This is a genomic window from Kitasatospora sp. GP82 (assembly GCF_029892105.1).
In the GTDB taxonomy this organism is placed as follows: domain Bacteria; phylum Actinomycetota; class Actinomycetes; order Streptomycetales; family Streptomycetaceae; genus Kitasatospora.
Genome location: NZ_JARZAJ010000001.1, coordinates 1 through 18,877, shown reverse-complemented (window position 1 = coordinate 18,877; position 18,877 = coordinate 1). Strand labels below are relative to the sequence as shown.

Here is an 18,877-nt window from a genome sequence, read left to right as displayed (position 1 = left end):
GCGGTGTCCGATGGTTCTCCTGGCAGGTACAGACAATAGGGAGCGGCGCGGCGACTTGCCCAGACCTTGCGCCGAACGGGTAACGCGGATCAACCGAACAGCGGTTCAGCGACCGCCTGTTCGGGGCGAACGGCCCGCGCGTCAGCCCTCGGAGCGGTCGCGCGGGCAGAAACACGGCGGCCTCAGGCCCGAGTCGAGCCTGAGACCGCCGAACGGCCGGAGAGTTCCCGCTACTTCCGCGACCCCGCCAGGTCGTCGAACATCGTGGTGAGGAACTCGGTGCACCAGGTGAGCAGTTCACGCCCGACCAGCGGCTTGCCGCCGATCCGGCCGGTGCTCGGCCGGGGCACGAGGACCTGCCCGGCCGCCGCCTTCACCTGGCTGCGCGGGTAGAGCCGGTTCAGCCGCAGCTGCTGCGACTCGCGCAGCTCCACCGGGCCGAAGCGCACGTTCGCCCCCTGGAGGGTGATGTCGGCGACACCGCAGCGCCGCGCGAACAGCCGCAGTCCGGCGACCAGCAGCAGGTTCTCCACCGCCTCGGGCAGCTTCCCGTAACGGTCCGTCAGCTCCTCCCGGACCTGGACGATGTCCTCCTCCGAGTTGACCGCCGCGATCGACCGGTACGCCTGCAGACGCAGCCGCTCGCCGGGGGCGTAGTCGTGCGGCACATGGGCGTCCACTGGCAGCTCGATCTTCACCTCCAGCGGCTCCTCCTCCGGCTCCCCGCCGCCGGCCAGCGACTCGCGGAACTCGGCCACCGCCTCGCCGACCATCCGCATGTAGAGGTCGAAGCCGACGCCCGCGATGTGCCCGGACTGCTCGCCGCCGAGCAGGTTGCCCGCACCACGGATCTCCAGGTCCTTCATCGCCACGTACATGCCGGCGCCCATCTCGGTGTGCTGGGCGATGGTGGCCAGGCGCTCGTGCGCGGTCTCGGTGAGCGGCTTCTCCGGCGGGTACAGCATGTACGCGTAGCCGCGCTCGCGGCCACGGCCGACGCGGCCGCGCAGCTGGTGCAGCTGGGAGAGGCCGAAGGTGTCGCCGCGCTCCACGATCAGGGTGTTGGCGTTGGAGATGTCGATGCCCGACTCCACGATCGTGGTGGACACCAGGACGTCGAACTCCTTCTCCCAGAAGTCGACGACCACCTTCTCCAGGTGCGTCTCGCCCATCTGCCCGTGCGCGGTGGCGATCCGGGCCTCGGGAACGAGGTCCTTGAGCCGGGCGGCCGCCTTGTCGATCGACTCGACGCGGTTGTGGATGTAGAACACCTGGCCCTCGCGCAGGAGTTCACGCCGGATCGCGGCCGAGATCTGCTTCTCGTCGTACGGGCCGACGAAGGTCAGCACCGGGTGCCGCTCCTCCGGCGGGGTGGTGATGGTGGACATCTCCCGGATCCCGGTGACGGCCATCTCCAGGGTGCGCGGGATGGGGGTCGCGGACATGGTGAGCACATCCACGTTGGCGCGCAGCTTCTTCAGCTGCTCCTTGTGCTCGACGCCGAAGCGCTGCTCCTCGTCCACGATGACCAGTCCGAGGTCCTTGAACTTCGTCTCCGAGGAGAACAGCCGGTGGGTACCGATGACGACGTCCACCGAGCCCTCGCGCAGCCCTTCGAGAACCGCCTTGGCCTCGCTGTCGGTCTGGAAGCGCGACAGCGCCCGCACATTGACCGGGAAGTTGGAGTACCGCTCGGCGAAGGTGGAGAAGTGCTGCTGGACCAGCAGCGTGGTGGGCACCAGCACCGCCACCTGCTTGCCGTCCTGAACGGCCTTGAACGCCGCCCGCACCGCGATCTCGGTCTTGCCGTAGCCGACGTCGCCGCAGATCAGCCGGTCCATCGGGACGGACTTCTCCATGTCCGCCTTGACCTCGGCGATGGTGGTCAGCTGGTCGGGCGTCTCCGCGTACGGGAAGGCGTCCTCCAGCTCGCGCTGCCAGGGGGTGTCCGGGCCGAAGGTGTGGCCGGGGGCGGCCATCCGGGCCGAGTACAGCTTGATCAGGTCGGCGGCGATCTCCTTGACCGCCTTCTTGGCGCGCTGCTTGGTCTTCGCCCAGTCCGCGCCGCCGAGCCGGTGCAGGGTCGGGGCCTCGCCGCCGACGTACTTGGTCACCTGGTCCAGCTGGTCGGTCGGCACGAACAGCCGGTCGCCGGGGTGGCCGCGCTTGGCGGGGGCGTACTCCAGCACCAGGTACTCGCGGGTCGCGCCCTGGACGGTGCGCTGCACCATCTCCACGTACTTGCCGACACCGTGCGCCTCGTGGACCACGTAGTCCCCGGCCTGGAGGGCGAGCGGGTCGATCGCGTTGCGGCGCCGGGAGGGCATCCGGCGCATGTCCTTGGTGGAGGACTTCTGGCCGGAGAGGTCGGTCTCGGTGATGACCGTGAGCCTGAGGTTCTCGTCCACGAAGCCGTGCTCGATCGAGCCGCAGGAGACATGGACGACGTCCCGGGTCGGGGCCTCGGCCAGGTCGGCGACCAGCCGGGCCGGGATGCCCTCGTTGCCGAGCACCTCGGCCAGCCGGGCGGCCGGGCCGTGGCCCTCGGTGACCATGACGACCCGCCAGTCGGCGTTCAGCCGCTCCTTGGCGTCGGCGATCGCGCGGGCGGTGTCGCCCCGGTACGCCTCGACCGCGTGCATCCCCAGGGTGAGGGTGTCGGCATCGAAGTGCCAATCAGCGGCTCCGCCGCGGGCCGTCTCGCCCACCGAGGAGTCGCTGGTCGCAAAGGGGCTGACGGACCACCAGGGAAGCCCGATCTCCGCCGCATGCTCGCGTACGTCGGCCAGCGACCAGAGCGATGCGGCGGACACGTCGATCGCCTCCAGGTCGATCGGCCGGTCCGCACCGGCCGCAGCGGCGACCCAGGAGGCGTGCAGGAACTCCTGGCTGGTCGCGACCAGATCGGCCGCCCGGGTGCGGACCCGCTCCGGGTCGCAGACCACCGCGACGCTGCCCGCCGGAAGCACGTCCAGCAGCAGCTCCATGTCGTCCACCAGGACGGGCGCCAGTGACTCCATGCCCTCGACCGCGATGCCCTGGGCGATCTTGTCCAGGATCTCGGCCAGCTCCGGGTGCGTCCGGGCGAGCGTGGCGGCACGGGAGCGGACCTCGTCGGTCAGCAGCAGCTCACGGCAGGGCGGCGCCCACAGGCCGTGCTCGGCGATCTCCAGCGAGCGCTGGTCGGCGACCTTGAAGTAGCGGATCTCCTCGACGTCATCGCCCCAGAACTCCACCCGCAGCGGGTGCTCCTCGGTCGGCGGGAAGACGTCCAGGATGCCGCCGCGCACCGCGAACTCGCCGCGCTTCTCGACCAGTTCGACCCGGGCGTAGGCTGCGGCGGCCAGCTTGCGGGCCACCTCCTCCAGGTCGTGCTGCTCGCCGCGCTGCAAGGCCACCGGCTCCAGCTCGGCGAGCCCCTTCACCTGCGGCTGGAGCACCGAACGCACCGGCGCCACGATCACCTGGACCGGACCCGCCGCAGGGTCGTCGGCGCGCGGGTGGACGATCCGGCGCAGGACGGCCAGCCGACGGCCGACGGTGTCCGAGCGGGGCGAGAGGCGCTCGTGCGGCAGCGTCTCCCAGGCCGGGAACTCGGCCACCGCGTCGGCGGGCAGCAGCGAGCGCAGACTGGCCGCGAGGTCCTCGGCCTCCCGCCCGGTGGCCGTCACGGCGAGTACCGGACGGCCCCGGCCACCGGCCGAATCACCCGCCAGGGAACGGGCCAGCGCCGCGATCGCGAACGGACGCGCGGCCGGCGGGCCGACCAGGTCGAGATGCTGCCTGCCTCCCGCGGTGGTACTGGCAGCCGCCGCCTCGATCGCCTCGGCGAGGGCGGCATCCCGTACGACGACATCGAGCAGTCCGGACAGGCTCATGCGAGTCTCTTCTTCGTCCCGTGGCTGGAGTGCCCAGGCACCGGACGACCGGCCGGGCAACGCGAACGGCCCGGCACGCAGCGCGCCCGGGGGAAGTCCAGCCTACGCCGCAGCGCCGACGCACACGCGGAGAGCACCGCCGAGGGCGGCCGGATCACGCGCGGAGATCACATGAACTGGACATACTCCTGTCACTGTCTGTCCATGGTGGTCGCGCAGGATGGTGTCCGTGCCCGCCGCACCCAACCGTGGGGGATGGCTGCGGTGGCACCGACGCACCCCGATGGGGGTCGGGAGTGCGTGGCCGGGCGGCCCTGGGTGGGGGCGCCCGTGCCCATTCGCCGGGAGTCGTGGCGCCCTGTCCTGGAGGGCGCCACGGGTCCTGGCGCACAGCGCGGCATGCTCCGCAGACGGGGAGCCCATCAGCGGCGCGGAGCGGCTAGCGGCGGTGGACGACCTCGCTGGGGTACTCCGCACCGTCGTCGACGATCACGATCTTCGGGATGATCCGCGTCTCGACCTCGGGGACCGGGGCCGGCGGCGGAGTGGCGGGCCTCGGCGGCACGGCAGGCAGTGCGCGCAGAGCGGTGGTGGGCGCCTCGGCGGTGACGGGCGCCTCCGCGGTGACGGGCGCCGGCTGCTCACGGGCGGGCTCCGGCGTGCGGGCCGGTTCCAGCGCACGGACGGACGACGTCTCGGCGGCCTCCACCGCCCCGACCGCCGCGCCGGTCAGCGCGGCCAGGGTCTGCTTGATGTGGTCCAGGTGCTGCTGCACCTGCTCCTGCCTGGCGGCGAAGTCGCGCTGCTCGCGCTCGCTCGCCGCGTGGATCCGCTCGGCCTGGAGGCGGGCCTCGGCGACCAGCCGGTCGGCCTTGGTCTGGGCCTCGATGTCGGTCTTGCGGATCTCGGCGAGCACGGCCTCGCGGTGCTGCTCGGCCTCCTTGAGCCGGCGCTCCGCGATGGCGGCGATCTTGTCGTCCTCGGCGTCCGCCTTGGCCTCGGCGGCGGCGAACATCTCGTCCGCCCGGCGGCGCAGTTCGGCCAGCTTTGCCTCGGCCCGCTCCTCCGCCTCGGCGGCGCTCACCCGGGTCTGCGCCGCCTCCGCCGTCGCGGTGTCCCTGGTGGTACGGGCGTCGTGGTCGGCCTCCGAGCGGAGCCTCTCGGCCTCGGCGCGGGTGCGCTCCTCGGTACGGCGGGCGGCCTGGTCGGCCTCGTTACGGGTGGCGGTGGAGTAGTCGCGGGCGGTGGTGGCGGCGTTCTGCCCGGCCTCGTACGCCTCGTCGCGGGCGTCCTCGGCGGCACGTTCGGCGGCCTCCCTGACGGCCAGCGACTCCGCCTCGGTGATGGCCATCAGCCGGGCGGCCTGCTCACTGAGCTCTGCGTAGTCGGGGGCGGGGGCGTCGGCAGCGGCCTGGACGATGTCCGCGAGCCGGTTCTCCATCTCACGGATGCCCGAGCCCAGCACACCGAGCCGCTCCCAGGCCCGGTCCCGCTCGCTCGTCAGGGCAGCCAGTGCCCGCTCGACCTGCTCGGGCGCGTAACCGCGCCGGGTCAGCGTGAACCCGTGCTGGGAGACGGCGTCACTCATGGGCTCTTCCCCTCATGCTCGCGGGCTGCGCAGCCCATGGTCGGACGTGATCGCGGACGGGACCTGTCGGCCCATCCTCTTGACCTATTTTGCGCAGATAGGGAAGAAACCCAAACAAGACAACGCCGCTCGACCGCGTGAACGCCAAGCTCGACCGGCTCTGCCCAGGGCCCTCGCTGCCGCCCCGAAACAGGCCTTACCAGCACGGACGCCCCTTGGCGTGCCGACGGTTCCTTGCGCCCGACGGCTCGCCGAGGTGTCCGATACCGAACCTCGAACGCAAGAACGAACGGGCCGTGCGGACAAGCCGTACGGCCCGTTCGGGCGACTCGGCGGGCGGCTAGAGGATGCCGTCCCAGAACTGTTCGAGCAGCACGCCCCACCAGGTCTCGGGCGACTGGAGAGCGGCCGGGTCGATGGCCAGCAGCTGGGCCTGGAAGTCGCTGGTCCAGCGGCCCGCCTGATCGGGCGTCAGGCCGTAGCGCAGGCGCCACATCCGGCCGAGCAGGGCCAGCGACCGGACGAACTCGGGCACCCCGGTGTTGACGAAGCGCGGGGGCTCGCCACCCGGTTCGACCTCGACCGCGACCACCGCGGCCGTGCCGTACTGCACACACAGCTGGCGGCCGTAGTCGTTGCCGAGGACCAGATAACCGCCGAAGTCGGGACCGGACGGCAGGCCGCGCTCGGCGGCCAACTCGGCCAGGGTCGGGATCGGGCGGCCCTCCTGTGCCTGGGCCCAGAAGAACGGCGCGAAATCGCGCGGCAGCCCGGCCCACACCAGGGTCTGCGCCACCGCCTCCGGCACACCCTGACGCGACACCGCCCGCTGCTCGAAACGGAACACCCCGGGGCCGAAGGCCTGCCCCAGCTCGCCCGCCAGCTGCTGCGGGGCGACCGGCGGCGCCGGCGGCAGGCTGCCGGGCGGTGGCAGCGGCGCCGGCGGCAGGCTGCCGGGCGGTGGCAGCGGCGCGCGGACGGGACGCGGGCGCTGCGGCGCGGCGGCCAGCTGGTGCAGCTGGTCGACGTGGTCGAGCAGCACCGCCATCCCCGCCTGCCGCGCCTGGTGGTCCCGGCCGTACGGGGCGGTGTGGCTGAGCCTGACGTTCGGCCAGGAAGCCCGCACCATCCGGGCGCAGTAGCCGCCGGGCAGCTCGCAGAGTTCCAGGTCGGTGTGGAGTTCGAGCACCTGGTCCGGCGGCACGTTGAGACGGCGCAGCTCGTGCATGGCCTTCCACTCCGGGTGCGGAGTGCCGGGCTCGCTGCGGTGGATGAGCTTCTGCTCCGAGCCGTCCGGCCCCCGGTAGCTGACCACGGCCACCGTGCCTGGCCCGATCGACGGCACACCCGGCGCACCGGGCACGGGCGGAGCGGGCGGGACCGGCACCGCCGGGGGCGGCGGAGGTACGGCGGGACCGGACGCGCCCGGTGCGCCCGCGCCCGGGTAGCCGTAACCGACCCCCGGCACCGGCACGGCCCCCGGCGGGGGCGGGGACGGCGGCACGCCCGGCATACCGGGAGCACCGGGCAGACCGGGCTGCGGGACGGCCGGGCCGCCGTGCGGCGGCGTCCCGGGCGCGGGCGGCGGGATCTCGATGGCATGGGCCAGCTGGGTCGCCTCGTACGCGATGCCCGCCGCGGCCGGGTTCGGCGGCTGCGGGCTCTGCGGGGCGGTCGGCTCGGCTCCGGGGCCGCGCAGCTCGGCGGGCGGAGGAGGCGGCGGCGCACCCGGGCCCGAACGCCCCACCGCACCGGCGGCGGCGGACGGCCCGCCCTGGGCATGCCGCAACTCGGCCGGCGGAGGCGGGGGCGGCGCACTCGGGCCCCGGCCCGCCGCCGCACCGTGCGCCGCGGCGGACGGGCCGCGCAGCTCGGCGGGCGGAGAAGGCGGCGGCACGCCCGGGCCCGAACGACCCAGCGGCACGCCGGGTCCACCGGCCGACGGCTGGTCTGACGGCACCCCGGGTGCACCGGGCAGCCCCATGAGACCGGGCCCCCCGTCGGAGGCGAGCATCGTCGGGGCGTACTCGATCCCCGCGCCTCCGGGAGCACCGACCGGAGCGGGGCCGCCCAGAGGAGCGTTGCCACCGAAGGACGGAGCACCGGGCCCGGGAACGGGACTCCCCACGGGCGCAGGGGCACCGACCGGAGCGGGGCCGCCCAGAGGAGCGTTGCCACCGAAGGACGGAGCACCGGGCCCGGGAACGGGCCCGTCGGGAGCGCCCTGCGGGACGGGGGCGGGCGGGAACGGCGGCGCGCCCGCTGCGGGAATACCGGACGCCGGGGTGCCCCCGGGCTGAGCGGACACCGCGGGCGGCCCGGGCGGGGCGAGCATCGTCGGGCCCTCGCCGGGCGGGCGGGCGGAGACCGGCGGGGCGGTGAGGTGCACCGGCTGCTCCGGCAGCGGGGGTGCCGCCTGGGCACCCGCCTCGGCCGCCGCTCCGCCGAGCCGCGCGGACTCCGCGGCGATCGCGGCCTGCCCGGCCTCCTGGAGCCACTGCGGCGGGCTGAGCAGGAAGGAGGTCGCCTCGACCGTGCCGCGCACCGGCTTGGCCGCCCCTGCGGGGTTCGGCACGACCGGAGCGCCGTACAGCTCCTCGTACTGGCGGACCACCTCGTTGACGGGCAGCGGCGGCCAGAGCGTGCTGGCACCACTGTCCCGGGCGATCACCAACCGGACCTCGGAAGCCGAGAAGTCCGAGGTGCCCTGGGAGCCCTGGGAGCCCTGGGAGCCCTGGGCACCGTGGGAACCCGATACGGCCGAGCCCTCCGACCTGTCGTCGGACCTGTCCGCTGCCCAGCAGACGAAGCCCAGGTCGAACTCCCGTACCCGGACCTCGCGCTGCTGCGAGCGCGGCACCCCGGCGTTGATCCAGTCGTCGGCCAGTTCCTGCGCCTGCGCGTACGTCACCACGCCAGGTCCACCCCTTCCGTCCTGCCACCCCTGCGCGTACGCAGCATCAGTTCACCGGCACGGCACGGGCGAACCCGCCGTCCACCATCATTCCCGCCACGGTCTCCAGTTCCGGCGGGCTCCCGGCCAGCCGGAGCAGGAACTCGTCGAAGCTCGCGCCGCAAGGCAGCAGCAGCCGGGCGACCCGGTCCTCCGGGCTCTCGGCGGCGCCGGTGTCGCGCGCGTCGTCGTAGAGGCAGAACCAGACCGAGCCGGTCCCCTCGCCGCGTACCTTGAGCGCCAGCAGACCGCCCTGGACATAGGCGATGCCGAGGTAGTCCTTGGTGAGGTGGTCGCGCAGGCACTTGTTCGCGTAGACCAGGTCCTGGACGCCGTACTCCTCGCTGAGCGTCAGGAACGGCTGGTCCAGCAGCAGACCGAACTCGGTGTCCAGGGCGACCCCGGCGGGGGCCCGGCCGCCGGCCAGCTTGAGGAAGCTGCGGTAGGCGGCGGGCAGCGGGTGGCCGAGGCGCTGTTCGGCACGCTGGATCAGGTCCTCGGTGACGCTCAGCGGGTCGCCGCCGTCCATGGCGAGCGGGAAGTGTGCGGGATGGTGCTCCTGGAGCGGACGGGTGCCCCGGCGGCCGTGGTCGGCGCGGGAGCAGGCCAGACCGCCGTGGTGCCGGAGCAGGGCCTTGACCTCGACGGGGACCAGTTCCATCCGCCGCCAGCCGGGCGCCGCCCGGCCGGGCACATGGTGCCAGGTCCAGCCGTGCGGGGTGGCGACGGCGGTGTCGAGGTCGGCCCAGAGCTCGTGGCCCTGGGTGAAGAGCGCGGCATTGGCCGACACGTAGTCGGTGAGCCGCAGTTCGTCCACGCCGAGGCCCTCGGGCGGGTCGGCGACCTCGGCGGCGGCGACCGCGTACGAGCCGAAGTCCGGGTAGCCGTACTCGTCCACCCGCACCCCGGCCGGGTGCTTGGCAGCCCGTACCGGGTCCGGGAAGTACACCACCTGGCCCGCGTACGCCGCGTTCGGCGCTGCGGCGATGCCGGGCCGACCTGTCGTCATCTGGTTGCCCCCACTGACTACTGCCACATTGTCCAAGGCGATTGCTGGACTCCAGCCTAGGGGGTGCACACAGCGCCCTACCGGCGCGGGCCGGGGAACCCCTCAGCGCAGGGGTGAACCAGTCAGGGGCGCGGGCCTCTTCCCGACTGGTTCGCCCCTGCCTCTGAAAGGCCTTCCCGGCCCCTAGCGGAGGGCCTTGGCCAGTGTCTCGGCGACTCGGGTCTGCTGGTCCTCCGTGATCTGCGGGAACAGGGGGAGGGTCAGGATCTCGGCCGCCGCCCGCTCGGCGACCGGGAAGCTGCCCTCCGGGTGGCCGAGGTCGCGGAAGGCGGGCTGCAGATGGACGGGGACGGGGTAGTGGATCCCGGCGCCGATCCCCGCGGCCTGGAGTTCGGCGAGCACCTCGTCCCGGCCGCGCGCCACCCGGACGGCGTACAGGTGCCAGACGTGCTCGTTCCCGGGCAGGGTACGCGGCAGCGTCAGCCCACCCTGATCGGCGAGCAGCTGGTCGTAGCGGGCGGCGGCCGCGCGGCGGGCCTCGTTCCAGGCGGGCAGCCTGCGCAGCTTGGCCCGCAGCACCACGGCCTGCAGGGTGTCCAGGCGGGAGTTGAAGCCGAAGGTCTCGTGGACGTACTTGCGGCCCGAGCCGTGGTCGCCGATCAGCCGTACGGCGGCCGCGAGTTCCTCGTCGTCGGTGACGACCGCGCCCGCGTCCCCGTACGCACCGAGGTTCTTGCCGGGGTAGAAGCTGGTGGCGGAGATCCGGCCCCAGGAGCCGGAGACCCGGCCGTGCTGGCGGGCACCCTGGGACTGGGCGCCGTCCTCGATCACCGGTCGGCCCCCGGCGAGGTCCAGCAGGGGCTGCATGGGGGCGAGTTGACCGTTGAGGTGGACGGGGATCAGGGCGGCCGCGTCCGGCAGGGCCTCGGCTGCCAGGGCCGGGTCGATCAGGAGGTGCGCCGGGTCCACGTCCACCAGGACGGGCCGCAGTCCGGCCCGGACCACGGCCTCGGCGGTGGCCACGAAGGTGTTGGCGGGCAGCACCACACCCGCGCCGGGCGCCAACCGCAGTGCGCGCAGGGCCAGTTCGAGGGCGTCGGTGCCGTTGGCGGTGCCGACGGCGTGCCGGACCCCCGAGAACTCGGCGTACTCGGCCTCGAAGGCGGCGACGTCAGGACCCTTGATGTAGGCGCCGGTGGCGAGCACCCGGTCGAATCCCTCGCGCACCTCCTCGGCGACCTCGGCGTGGGCGGCTTGCAGATCGACGAGCGGGATGGCGGTCATACGGAGTCTGGCCCCTCGGGTGGCTCGGTGTCCGGTGAATTGGCTCGTGCGGAGGAGAAGATCGAAGGAGTGGTCAGATGGCCGCGAGCAGAGCCGCGACGACCCGGTCCTGCTGCTCCTCGGTCAACGAGTGGAAGAGCGGCAGGATCAGCGAGCGCCGGGTGAGCAGCTCGGTCGCGGGCAGCGGCACCCGTTCGGTGCCCTTGTAGGGGGCCTCCAGATGGGCGGCCATGATGCCGCGCCGGGCGGAGACTCCGGCGGCGGCGAGCCGCTCCAGCACTTCTGCGCGGTCGCTCGTGCCGCCGGGGAGCAGCAGCCAGCAGCTCTGGTAGTTGCCGGTGCCGTGCGCCGGGTCGGCAACCAGGCTCTTCCCCAGCGGGCCGAGCAACTCCCGGTAGCGGTCGGCGAGTTCGCGGCGTCGCTGGACGAGTTCGGGCAGCTTGCGCAGCTGCACCAGGCCGATCGCGGCCTGGATGTCCGTCATCCGGTAGTTGAAGCCGATCTCGTCGTACGTCTCCAGGACGGCGGCCCCGCCCCCGGCGTGGCGGTCGGCGGCCGAGACGCTCATGCCGTGCTCGCGCAGGCGCCGCAGCCGGGCGGCGAGTTCGCCGTCCTGGCAGGTGACCATGCCGCCCTCACCGGTGGTGAGCAGCTTGCGCGGGTGGAAGGAGTACGCGGCGATCTCGGCCCCGCTGCCCGCCGGGCGGCCGCGCAGCACCGAGCCCGCGGCGCAGGCGGCGTCCTCGATCACGGTGAGGCCGCGCGGCCGGGCCAGTGCCTCGATGGCGTCCAGGTCGACGGGTACACCGCCCTGGTCCACCGCGATCACGGCCTTCGTACGGTCGGTGAGCAGCGGGGCGACGGTCTCGGCGGTGAGGTTGCCGGTGCCGGGGTCGACGTCCGCGAAGACGGGCGTGGCGCCGACGTAGGTGACGGCGTTGGCGGTGGCGATGAAGGAGAGCGAGGGCACCACGACCTCGTCGCCGGGGCCGACGCCCGCACCGACCAGGGCCAGGTGCAGGGCGGTGGTGCAGGAGGAGACGGCGACGGCGTGCGGGACGCCGAGGTGCTCGGCGAAGGCGCGCTCGAACTCGGCGACCCGGGGGCCCTGGGCCACCCAGCCGGAGCGGACGGCCTCGGCGGCGGCCTGGGCCTCCTCCTCGCCGAGCCAGGGGATCATGACGGGAATGGTGGACACAGACATGCTCCGAACTACGTGTGCCGAGGGGAGGGTTACTGCTGACGCCACCAGTCGACCAGCTTGCGCAGGCCCTCGTCGAGGCCGAGCTCGGGCTTCCAGCCGAGGTCGCGCTGGGCGGCCGAGATGTCGGCGAGCCGCCGGACCACACCACCCGCGGTGCCCCGGGCCGGGCCGTGCTCGACGTCCAGGTCGGACCGGTCCATCGCGGACAGCAGGGCGTCCGCGAGGCCGCGCAGCGAGACCTCGGTGGAGGAGGCGATGTTGTAGACGCGGTCGGTGACGGGCGCGGCGGCGGCCAGCAGGTTGGCCCGGGCGATGTCCTCGGTGTAGACGAAGTCCATGGTCTGCGCGCCGTCACCGAAGATGAGCGGCGGCTGCCCGGCGGCGATCCGCTCCATCCAGCGGATGAACACCTCGGTGTACTTGCCGTGCACGTCCATCCGGGGCCCGTACACGTTGAAGTAGCGCAGCGCGACGTAGTCGAGCCCGTACATGGCGTGGAAGCTGCGCAGCAGGCCCTCGTTGAAGACCTTGGCAGCGCCGTAGAGGGTGTCGTTGTTGTAGGGGTGCTGGGCCTCGGGGGTGGGGAAGGTGTCGGCCAGGCCGTAGACCGAGGCGGTGGAGGAGGCGATCACCTTGCCGACGCCCTTCTCGGCGGCCGCCTCGACGACGTCGAAGGCGCCGTCCACCATGGTCTCCAGCGCCAGCCGGGGCTCGGTGGCGCACTGGGTGATCCGGATCGCGGCGAGGTGGAAGAGCAGCTCGGTGCCGGGGTCGAGCAGCTCCCGCAGCAGCGCACGGTCGCGGATGTCCCCGTCCACCACACGCAGTCGGCCGGGGCCGGCGATCGACTGGGCGTGCGCGAGGTTGGCCATCCGGCCGCGGGCGAAGTTGTCCAGGACGACGACCTCGCGGGCGCCGGCCTCGATCAGTTGGTCCACCACGGTGGAACCGATGGTGCCCGCTCCACCCGTGACCAGGCAGCGGGAGCCCTCAATGGCAACAGCGTTCATCGGGCAGCGGCCCTCTCCTGAGTGGTGGTCATATCCGGGTCGTCGCACTGCGGCGAGCATGCCGCAGCAGTCACGCGGTGGCAGTCACGCCGCAGCGGTGCTGTCCTGGACGGCCACCGGCACGGCGGCGCCGCCGAGTTCGAGGCTGCGGGCGGCGGCGTGCAGCAGGCGCAGCACCCGCAGTCCGGAGCGGCCGTCGGTGAGCGGGGCGCGCCCCTCGGTGACGGCGGCGGCGAACTCGGCCATCACGCCGCGCAGCGCCTCCTGCTCGCCGAGCGCGGGCGCGACCATGTCGCCGACCCGGTACGAGATCAGCGTCCGGCGGCGGATCGCGTCGGTGACCTCCTCGGGCGGGGTGAGGTCGACGCCCCGGTCATGGATGGCGAGCCGGGCCTGCGGGTTGAGGTCGTCCCAGACCAGGGTGCGCCGGGAGCCGCCGATCAGGGTGGTCCTGACCTTGGTCGGGGAGAGCCAGTTGACGTGGCGGTGGGCGAGGGCACCGTTGCTGAGCCGCACCGCGAGGTAGGCCACACAGGCACGGCCGGCCCCGATCGGGTCGGCGGCCTGGGCGCTGACGCCGACCGGGACGACGCCCGGCGGCAGGACGAAGTCGAGGATGGACAGGTCGTGCGGGGCGAGGTCCCACAGCACGTCCACATCCGGCTGGACCAGGCCGAGGTTGATCCGCACCGAGTCGAAGAACTGGAGGTCGCCCAGCTCGCCACCGTGCACCAGCTCACGGATCCGGCGGACCACCGGTGTGTAGCAGAAGGTGTGGTCGCACATCAGCACAAGACCGCGGCGCTCCGCCAGTTCGACCAGCTCGGCGGCCTCGTCGGCGGTGGTGGTGATCGGCTTCTCCACCAGGACGTGCTTTCCGGCCTCCAGCGCGGCCCGGACCAGGCGGTAGTGCGTGGCGGCCGGTGTGGCGATGGCCACCGCCTGCACCCGCGTATCGGCCAGCACCTCGTCGAAGGAGGTGGTCGTGCGGACGGTGCTGTAGCGGCCGAGCACCCGGCCGGCCCGCTCCTCGTCCAGGTCGCAGAGCCAGTGCAGACGCAGCGCGGCCGTCTGCTGCGCGTTGCGCACCAGATTCGGCCCCCAGTACCCGGCGCCGACCACGGCCATCCCGATCCGCTGCGGCGCGTCCTCGGCCTGCGCCTGCTCGACCGGAGCGCCGTGCACCCGGTGCGCCCCTTGCCTGCCGAGTAACTCCTCCGCCTGTCGTGTTCCACCGGATCCGCCCACGGGCGCGTACGTCATCGCAAGACCCCCCTTGCCCGGCGCCGGGACCTGTCCGCCCCGGCCGCCCACACTGCCCCAACCGGGACAGGCTCGACCCGCTCCCCCACGGTTCGAACGGCCTGACCCCGCAGCCCGAACGCTACCGGCCACCACCACCGGCCGGGGTCCGAATCCGGAAACCTACGGCAGGACCCGTGCCGTTCGAACAGGGCCCGGCAGGCGGTCCGTCCACCCCGGTTCGGCGGTTGTCGTGGGCGTTTGGCACTCTTGATCCCTACCCTGAAGTGTCACCGACCGTCAGCAGACCTCCGGCAGTCACAGACTGTCGGGCAGTGGAGAGCGAGGAGCAGCCGTGCAGCACCCGGAACAGCCAGGCGCCGCGCCCGTGTTGCGCCATCTCCGGGACAGCCTGCTGCCGGCGGTCGCCGCCGCGCTCTCGCTCAAGAGCGGTGAAGTGCACACCCTGGCCGGGCACAAGCCCGACAACCGGCCGCAACTTCACCCCCTGGTCGGCGACTTCCTCGCCACCCTGCCGATGGAACACCGGGAACGGTTCCTCGGCCGCTGCCCGGAGGCGGTGCTGCTCTCCCAGTACCTGGTCAAGGTGGACTCCGGCCGCTCCAAGCGCGCCTCACGCAAACCGCTCAGCCTGCAGGACGCCCGCAAGGCGCTCAAGGGAGCCCGGCTGACCACCGTCCGGATCCGTGAGGAGGGCGATCCGGCGCACGGTACGCACGCGCCGCCGTGCCGCTCCTGCGGGCCACTGCTCGAACACCTGAATGTCGCCAGCGTCGCCGTCGGGCCCACCGCCCCGTGAACCGCCCGCGAGATCGCCGGGCTCTGCCCGCCCATGCCCCTGCCCCCAGTCCCCGGAGCACGTCCTGAACGCGTCCGCTGTCCGCACCCAGCCCCGTTTCCCCGCGGATGTCGCCGCTGCCCTCAAGCAGGCCGGGTGGCACCCCGGCCGCTGGCAGATCCGCCAGGCCGAGGAGTGGGCGGACCTGCTGGTCGGCCATGGCGGCCCGGACGGCGTGCAGCACTCCGTCTTCCCCGCCGCCGTGGAGGCGTGGGCGGAGTTCGGCGGGCTCTTCCTCGACCAGGCCGGAGCCGGGCGGCTGATGGCCCGCACGCCGTTCCTGATCGACCCGTGCTGCGGGCTGCACCAGCCGCGCACCCTCGCCGATCTGGGCCGGGCGCTGGGCTGCCAGGTCGCCCCGCTGGGTGAGGAACAGTACGGGCAGGCCCTGCTGGCCATCGACGAGGAGGGCCGCGTCTACAGCCTGGACCACACCGGAGAATGGTTCCTCGGCCCGACCATCGACGACGCCGTCACCGGCCTGGTCCTCGGCCTGATCCCGGAACGCCTCCGCACCCAGGACTGACCCCGGGGTCAACAACCCTGCACTGCTTTCAGCGGCATGGTTGACCAAGTGCGCAGCTCTACCGAGGTGCATGGTTGGCCGCGCGGTTCCCCGCACCCCTTGATACTCGTGCCCCTTTAAGCTCGCGCCCCCTCAAGCTCGCGCCCGTTGAAGCTCGCGCCCGGTGGGTCAGGTCAGTCGTTCGGGCTGGACTGCGAGTCGGGAGGGCAGCACCGCCTCCACCCGGAAGCCCCCGCCGCCGTCGGGGCCGGCTGCGAAGGTGCCGCCGAGTGCCAGCACCCGCTCGCGCATCCCGACCAGCCCGTTGCCGCCGCTGGGCAGTGCCACCGGCTCCCCGCCGTCGGCGCTGTCGTTGATCACGGCCACCCGTACGCCGTTGGGCACGTACGTCAGCAGCACCGAGACCTGCGCCCCGGCGGCGTGCTTGTGCGCGTTGGTCAGCCCCTCCTGCACCACCCGGTACGCCGTCTGCTCGGCCGCCGTGGCGAACGGCCTGCGGGTGCCGCTGACCGTCAGGGTCACCGCCATGCCCGCCGCCTCGGACTGCTGGACCAGCTGCGGCAGGTCGTCCAGTCCGTCCTGGCTCTCCAGCACCGCATCGGACATCCGCAGGACGCCGAGGATCTCGCGCAGCTCGTTCAAGGCCTGGCGGCCGACCTCGCCCATCAGCTTGGCGCTCTGCTGCGCCTTCTCCGGGTCCTTCGGGACGATCCGCTCCAGGGCGGCGGCGTGCACCACCATCAGGCTGACCCGGTGCGCCACCACGTCGTGCATCTCGCGGGCGATCCGGGTGCGCTCCTCCAGCCTGGCGCGGCGGGCCCGCTCCCTGGCCTGTTCGGCCAGCAGGTCCAGCTCGGCCTCCAGGCCCTGCGCACGGTCCTTGAGCGAATCCACCAGGCGGCGGCGCGCACCCACGTACAGACCGGTGACCACCGGCGGGACGGTCAGACCGACCGCGACCAGCACCGCCAGGACGACGACCACCCAGGACGGCGGCATCTGCTCGGTGGTGGCGGTCGGCTCCGGAGCCGGGCTGAAGATGGCGAACGACACCATCCCGAAGGTCTCCACCAGCGCCAGCGCGGAGAGCGCCACCACCCGCCCCCGCCGCGAGGGCCACTCCCAGGTCGCCGCCAGGGTGTAGAGCGAGACCACCAGCAGCACGACCCCGAACAGGCCGGGGACGAAGACCAGCGCCATCAGCACCGGTACGGCCGGCCAGCGCCGCCGGACCACCAGGCTGGCCCCGGCGAGCGCTCCCCCCACCGCCGCCGAGAGTGCCAGCGGCATCCCCTGGTGCAGCCGGTCGTGCACCAGCGAGTACGCCCCGTAGGCGCACTCCAGCCCGGCCAGTGCGGCGAGGCAGATGTCCAGCAGCGCGCTGCGGCGCCGTTCCCACCACCACAGCGCGCGGGTCGGCCCGCCCCCCTCAGGCGACTTGCTCATGAGGAACAGCCTACGGTGGGCCCGGGGAAGGCTCCCACCGACTTACCGACCGTGCCGAACGCCCCGGGAGCAAGGGGAAACGTTCGGCAACGCACGGCCGACCGCGAGCACAAGGTCCGCCGCACGTTGTCCGCCATCCGGTTATGTCTCGGGCGCGGCACCCGGTGCCACCTATGCTGGTCGCGTCGGACAGCGCGGTCCGCACACGTCACCTTCACCACGGTGACGAGAGCCGTTGCCGAACCCCACCACCTCAGGGAGCCAGCCGTGACCGCTCCGGTCCCCACCTCGGCGGACAACCCCACCCAGCCCGCCGACCCGGTCGCCGACAACGCGGCCCTGCGTGCGGACATCCGCCGCCTCGGCGACCTGCTCGGCGAGACCCTGGTCCGCCAGGAGGGCCCCGAGCTGCTGGGCCTGGTCGAGCAGGTGCGCCTGCTCAGCCGTACCGACGGCGAGGCGACCGCCGAGCTGCTCTCCGGAATCGACCTGGAGACCGCAGCCAAGCTGGTGCGGGCCTTCTCCACCTACTTCCATCTGGCGAACGTCACCGAACAGGTGCACCGCGGCCAGGAGTTCGCCGCCCGCCGCGCCCGCGAGGGCTCCCCGCTGGCGCAGACCGCCGACCAGCTGTCCGAGGCCGACTCCAAGCACCTGGCCGACACCCTGGCCAACCTGGCGGTCCGTCCGGTCTTCACCGCACACCCGACCGAGGCAGCCCGCCGCAGCGTGCTCAACAAGCTGCGGCGGATCGGCGAGCTGCTCGAACGGATCCACCGCGAGCACGCCGCCTCCGGTCTCGCCACCACCGACCCGGCCCGCCACACCTCCGCTCGCCGCTCCGCCGACCGCCGCCTCGCCGAGGTGATCGACCTGCTCTGGCAGACGGACGAGCTGCGCATCGCCCGCCCCGAGCCCGCCGACGAGGCCCGCAACGCCGTCTACTACCTGGACGAGCTCTACCGCGAGGCCGTCCCCGAGGTGCTGGAGGAGCTGCACGAGGAGCTGGCCAGGGTGGGCCTGAGCCTCCCCGAGGGCGTCCGCCCGCTCACCTTCGGCACCTGGATCGGCGGCGACCGCGACGGCAACCCGAACGTCACTCCGGCCGTCACCCTGGACGTGCTCAACCTCCAGCACGAGTACGGCATCAAGGACGCCCTGGCCACCGTCGACGACCTGCGCGCCTCACTCTCCACCTCGGTCCGTCTGGCTGGCGCCTCCGAGGAGCTGCTCGCCTCGCTGGACGCCGACCTCAAGCTGCTGCCCGAGCTCAGCCCGCGCTACAAGCGGATGAACGCCGAGGAGCCGTACCGGCTCAAGGCCACCTGCGTCCGCCTCAAGCTGGAGAACACCCGCGAGCGCCTGGCCGCCGGCACCCCGCACATCGCGGGCCGCGACTACCTCGGCACCCGCGAGCTGATCGCCGACCTCAAGCTCGTCCAGGACTCGCTGCGCTCCCACCGCGGCGAGCTGATCGCCGACGGCCGCCTGGCCCGCGCGATCCGCACCATCGAGGCCTTCGGCCTCCAGCTCGCCACCATGGACGTGCGCGAGCACGCCGAGGCGCACCACCACGCGCTCGGCCAGCTCTTCGACCGGCTCGGCGAGGAGGCCTGGCGCTACGCCGACATGCCGCGCGAGTACCGGCAGCGGCTGCTCGCCAAGGAGCTGCGCTCGCGTCGCCCGCTCGCCCCGACCCCGGCCCCGCTGGACGCCGCGGGCACCAAGACCCTCGGCGTCTTCAACACCGTCCGTGAGGGCTTCGACCGCTTCGGCGACGAGATCGTCGAGAGCTACATCATCTCGATGTGCCAGGGCGCGGACGACGTCTTCGCGGCGACGGTACTGGCCCGCGAGGCCGGGCTGATCGACCTGCAC

General features: G+C 73.2%; 12 protein-coding genes. 3 read left to right on the top strand and 9 right to left on the bottom strand.

From position 1 onward, the window contains the following. Positions 1 to 230: 230 nt before the first annotated feature. The 8 genes from mfd to P3T39_RS00025 all read right to left on the bottom strand — a co-directional run bounded on the left by mfd (position 231) and on the right by P3T39_RS00025 (position 14,189). A complete protein-coding gene (mfd, locus tag P3T39_RS00060; protein WP_280695111.1) occupies positions 231 to 3,878 on the bottom strand; it encodes a transcription-repair coupling factor in 3,648 nt (1,215 codons plus the stop codon). Between the two features lie 439 nt (positions 3,879 to 4,317). After that, a complete protein-coding gene (locus P3T39_RS00055) occupies positions 4,318 to 5,466 on the bottom strand; it encodes a hypothetical protein (protein WP_280695109.1) in 1,149 nt (382 codons plus the stop codon). A gap of 340 nt (positions 5,467 to 5,806) precedes the next feature. Then, positions 5,807 to 8,377: an SUKH-4 family immunity protein gene (locus P3T39_RS00050; protein ID WP_348534288.1), complete on the bottom strand. Its 2,571-nt coding sequence runs from the start codon at positions 8,375 to 8,377 to the stop codon at positions 5,807 to 5,809. 49 nt (positions 8,378 to 8,426) lie between these two features. Further along, on the bottom strand, positions 8,427 to 9,428 hold the full coding sequence (locus P3T39_RS00045; protein WP_280695107.1) for an SMI1/KNR4 family protein: 1,002 nt from the start codon (positions 9,426 to 9,428) through the stop codon (positions 8,427 to 8,429). A gap of 183 nt (positions 9,429 to 9,611) precedes the next feature. After that, on the bottom strand, positions 9,612 to 10,712 hold the full coding sequence (locus P3T39_RS00040) for a DegT/DnrJ/EryC1/StrS family aminotransferase (RefSeq protein WP_280695106.1): 1,101 nt from the start codon (positions 10,710 to 10,712) through the stop codon (positions 9,612 to 9,614). A 73-nt stretch (positions 10,713 to 10,785) separates the two neighbouring features. Continuing rightward, the gene (locus tag P3T39_RS00035) at positions 10,786 to 11,916 is read right to left on the bottom strand and encodes a DegT/DnrJ/EryC1/StrS family aminotransferase (RefSeq protein ID WP_280695105.1); all 1,131 of its coding nucleotides are present in this window, start codon (positions 11,914 to 11,916) and stop codon (positions 10,786 to 10,788) included. A 29-nt stretch (positions 11,917 to 11,945) separates the two neighbouring features. Then, a complete protein-coding gene (locus tag P3T39_RS00030; protein ID WP_280695104.1) occupies positions 11,946 to 12,926 on the bottom strand; it encodes an NAD-dependent epimerase/dehydratase family protein in 981 nt (326 codons plus the stop codon). Between the two features lie 84 nt (positions 12,927 to 13,010). After that, positions 13,011 to 14,189 carry a Gfo/Idh/MocA family oxidoreductase gene (locus P3T39_RS00025; RefSeq protein ID WP_280695103.1) on the bottom strand — a complete coding sequence of 393 codons (1,179 nt, stop codon included), beginning with the start codon at positions 14,187 to 14,189 and terminating at the stop codon, positions 13,011 to 13,013. Positions 14,190 to 14,523: 334 nt separating this feature from the next. Between P3T39_RS00025 and P3T39_RS00020 the strand changes: the two genes are divergently transcribed. Together P3T39_RS00020 and P3T39_RS00015 are read left to right on the top strand one after the other, a co-directional pair. Then, entirely contained in the window at positions 14,524 to 14,988 is a 465-nt protein-coding gene (locus tag P3T39_RS00020; protein ID WP_280695102.1) for a YwqJ-related putative deaminase, read from the top strand. After that, positions 14,951 to 15,553, top strand: a complete 603-nt coding sequence (locus P3T39_RS00015) for an SUKH-3 domain-containing protein (RefSeq protein WP_280695101.1) — start codon at positions 14,951 to 14,953, stop codon at positions 15,551 to 15,553. Before P3T39_RS00020 ends, P3T39_RS00015 begins: the two co-directional genes overlap by 38 nt. Before the next feature lie 168 nt (positions 15,554 to 15,721). Here the strand turns inward: P3T39_RS00015 and P3T39_RS00010 are convergent, their stop codons facing one another. Further along, positions 15,722 to 16,999 (bottom strand): sensor histidine kinase, encoded by a 1,278-nt coding sequence (locus P3T39_RS00010; RefSeq protein WP_280695100.1) that lies wholly within the window; start codon positions 16,997 to 16,999, stop codon positions 15,722 to 15,724. 339 nt (positions 17,000 to 17,338) lie between these two features. Between P3T39_RS00010 and P3T39_RS00005 the strand changes: the two genes are divergently transcribed. Continuing rightward, positions 17,339 to 18,877 (top strand): phosphoenolpyruvate carboxylase (locus P3T39_RS00005; protein ID WP_280695394.1); only part of this gene is annotated, 1,539 nt, incomplete at its 3' end.

What these genes read in the sequence shown, in the direction of transcription:
- mfd (WP_280695111.1), bottom strand. Translation starts at nt 3,878, where the DNA reads ATGAGCCTGTCCGGACTGCTCGATGTCGTCGTACGGGATGCCGCCCTC.
- P3T39_RS00055 (WP_280695109.1), bottom strand. Translation starts at nt 5,466, where the DNA reads ATGAGTGACGCCGTCTCCCAGCACGGGTTCACGCTGACCCGGCGCGGT.
- P3T39_RS00045 (WP_280695107.1), bottom strand. Translation starts at nt 9,428, where the DNA reads ATGACGACAGGTCGGCCCGGCATCGCCGCAGCGCCGAACGCGGCGTAC.
- P3T39_RS00040 (WP_280695106.1), bottom strand. Translation starts at nt 10,712, where the DNA reads ATGACCGCCATCCCGCTCGTCGATCTGCAAGCCGCCCACGCCGAGGTC.
- P3T39_RS00035 (WP_280695105.1), bottom strand. Translation starts at nt 11,916, where the DNA reads ATGTCTGTGTCCACCATTCCCGTCATGATCCCCTGGCTCGGCGAGGAG.
- P3T39_RS00030 (WP_280695104.1), bottom strand. Translation starts at nt 12,926, where the DNA reads ATGAACGCTGTTGCCATTGAGGGCTCCCGCTGCCTGGTCACGGGTGGA.
- P3T39_RS00025 (WP_280695103.1), bottom strand. Translation starts at nt 14,189, where the DNA reads ATGACGTACGCGCCCGTGGGCGGATCCGGTGGAACACGACAGGCGGAG.
- P3T39_RS00015 (WP_280695101.1), top strand. Translation starts at nt 14,951, where the DNA reads ATGTCGCCAGCGTCGCCGTCGGGCCCACCGCCCCGTGAACCGCCCGCG.
- P3T39_RS00010 (WP_280695100.1), bottom strand. Translation starts at nt 16,999, where the DNA reads ATGAGCAAGTCGCCTGAGGGGGGCGGGCCGACCCGCGCGCTGTGGTGG.